This is a genomic window from Streptomyces sp. NPDC059994 (genome assembly GCF_042737755.1).
Classification (GTDB): Bacteria; Actinomycetota; Actinomycetes; order Streptomycetales; family Streptomycetaceae; genus Streptomyces.
In genome coordinates, this window is record NZ_JBHWUR010000219.1 from 1 (window position 1) to 2,122 (window position 2,122).

3 protein-coding genes are annotated in these 2,122 nt (G+C 68.1%); 2 read left to right on the forward strand and 1 reads right to left on the reverse strand.

Annotation, left to right across the window (positions count from 1 at the left end; all coding sequences use genetic code 11):
• Positions 1–724 (reverse strand): gamma-glutamyl-gamma-aminobutyrate hydrolase family protein (locus ACFWA7_RS39910; RefSeq protein ID WP_385828073.1); only part of this gene is annotated, 724 nt, incomplete at its 3' end.
• A 323-nt stretch (positions 725–1,047) separates the two neighbouring features.
• On the opposite strand from ACFWA7_RS39910, the gene ACFWA7_RS39915 reads away from it, so the two are divergent.
• Both ACFWA7_RS39915 and ACFWA7_RS39920 read left to right on the forward strand, forming a co-directional pair.
• A complete protein-coding gene (locus ACFWA7_RS39915) occupies positions 1,048–1,743 on the forward strand; it encodes a hemerythrin domain-containing protein (RefSeq protein WP_385550325.1) in 696 nt (231 codons plus the stop codon).
• Positions 1,744–1,887: 144 nt separating this feature from the next.
• Positions 1,888–2,085 carry a DUF6191 domain-containing protein gene (locus tag ACFWA7_RS39920; protein WP_385828075.1) on the forward strand — a complete coding sequence of 66 codons (198 nt, stop codon included), beginning with the start codon at positions 1,888–1,890 and terminating at the stop codon, positions 2,083–2,085.
• Positions 2,086–2,122 lie beyond the last annotated feature (37 nt).

Below are 2,122 nucleotides of genomic sequence, written 5' to 3' on the forward strand. Positions count from 1 at the left end.
GCTCGGAGATGTGTATAAGAGACAGCCGCTGCTGCTTCCTCGCGGCCTCGATGAACGCCTCGAAGAGGGGGAGCGTGTCGCTGCCCAGCTCGCCGTGCGCCTGGAGGCCGGCGAGGAACGGGGCCGACGGGTCCTCGGCCTCGGCGCCCTCGATGACCCCGTCGTCCGACCAGGCGGTGGCCACCAGGCCGGCGCCGAGCTTGTCGATGCCCTGGTGGTGGTGGCAATAGACGGTGGCGGTCGGCCCGAGGGTGCTGCCGAGCAGCGAATCGGGCTTCACCTGGATCTCGCGCGGCTCGTACTTCCCGGGCACGACCGGGGAATGCTCCGGCAGATGCTGGTCGAGGGTGCCGCCGCGGATGATGGATATCAGCTGGAGGCCGCGGCAGACGCCGAGCACCGGAATCCGGCGCCGCTCGGCGATCGCGAGGGCGGCGAGCTCGGCGGTGTCCCGGGCCTTGTGCGGGGGAAACGTGAACTTCTCCCGCTCGGCGCCGTAGAGAGCGGGGTCGATATCGGCGCCGCCGCTCATCAGCAGCGCGTCGGCCCTCTCCATCGCGGCGTCCACGGCCTCGGGAATCGGCGGCACCATAACGGGCGCTCCACCCGCCTGGTGCACCTTCTCCATGTACTCCCAGGGGAGCAGGGCCACCGAAACATCTCCCCAAATGTTCCAGTTCACCGTACTCAGATCGGCGGTCACCGCCACGATGGGGCGAGTCATAGAATGTCGTCCTTCCCAATTCCAGCGAAATCGAGTTTCACTAGAGCGTTACTAGTGCGCTCTCGGGTGCGCTCCACTTGTCCGCAGCGGGTACGGAGGCTTGGATCAAGAATTACATAGAGCGCGCCTCTTTGGAAGAAATCCCAAAATAGGTATCGTGGAAACACCGCCGCCTTTCGGAAGGAAGCGGCGCGCCACTGCGCGCGTTCAACTGCGAGGCGATCGCAGTCGAACACCCCTATGGGGCGTGCGGAGCCTCTGCGTACCCTCGCGGCAGTGATCGATCCATCGATCCGTCGGTCCAATAAACGGGGGAGACAACCATGACGGCCGCGACAGAGAACCCCGGCGCCCGTATGTACCAGGAGTTTCTCGGCGTCCATGCGATCCTTCGCCGGGGAACGGAACTGGTGGCGAACGCATTCGAGCGACTCGGCGAGGGCGACGACGTCAGCGTCAAGGAACTCATCGACACGACGCAGTGGCTCATCGACTTCACGCACCACCACCACGAGTCGGAGGACGAGCTCTTCTGGCCCGTACTGCACGGCCTCTACCCCGAGTCGGTGGCGTCCTTCGACACCCTCAACGAGGAGCACGCGGAGCTGGACCGGGAACTGGGCGGTCTGAGCCGGGCGGTGGAGCTCCTGACGGCGGCCAACGAGGCCGGCGAGCAGGTCGGCGACGCCGCGGTGACCGGGGCGGCCCAGGCCGGCCTGGCTGCGGCCCGCAAGGTCCGCGACATCCTGGCGAGCCACCTCGACACGGAGGAGCCGGTCGTACGCGACCTCTTCCCCGGCGTCCCCGGCGCGGAGATCGACCGCCTCCGCACCGCGATCACCGAGGGCAGCCCCAAGTCCGGCGGCCACCTGGTCTTCGGCCTCCTGGAGGACCCGGACCTGGCCGAGGGCTACGACGAACTCATCGCCAGCTTCCCCCTGCCCTTCCGCTCCCACCGCCCCCAGTTGCTCCAGATGTACGTGGACAGCAAGAAGGCCCTGGGCCTGGCCGCGCACTGACGCGCACGCGCGCACGCCGGGGGCCCGGCATCCGGGGGTGACCGGGATGCCGGGCCGAGTGAAGCGCCAATCCCCATGATCGGGAGCGCACAGCGCCCCCACGGCGTTGTACGGGCAGGAGACCCCATGCGGAGGTGACCGCTCGTGTTCGGTAGTGCGCTCAATGAGCTGTTCGCGCCTGGTAAGCGGCACGAGGAGGAGGAGCGGCGGCGGCTGGAGATCACGCTGGACGAGGCGGGGGACGCCGATCCCGGGCGGGGGCCGATAGATCTGGCCAGTGGCAGCGTCGTCATACGGGTGCCGCCGCCTGTGCGGGACGACGACGACAACGACGACCAGTAGCGCTTACGCCTAAGGGCCCGGCACCCCGAGAGATCGG

Coding starts and splice junctions, on each gene's coding strand:
- ACFWA7_RS39915 (WP_385550325.1), top strand. CDS start 1,048: ATGACGGCCGCGACAGAGAACCCCGGCGCCCGTATGTACCAGGAGTTT.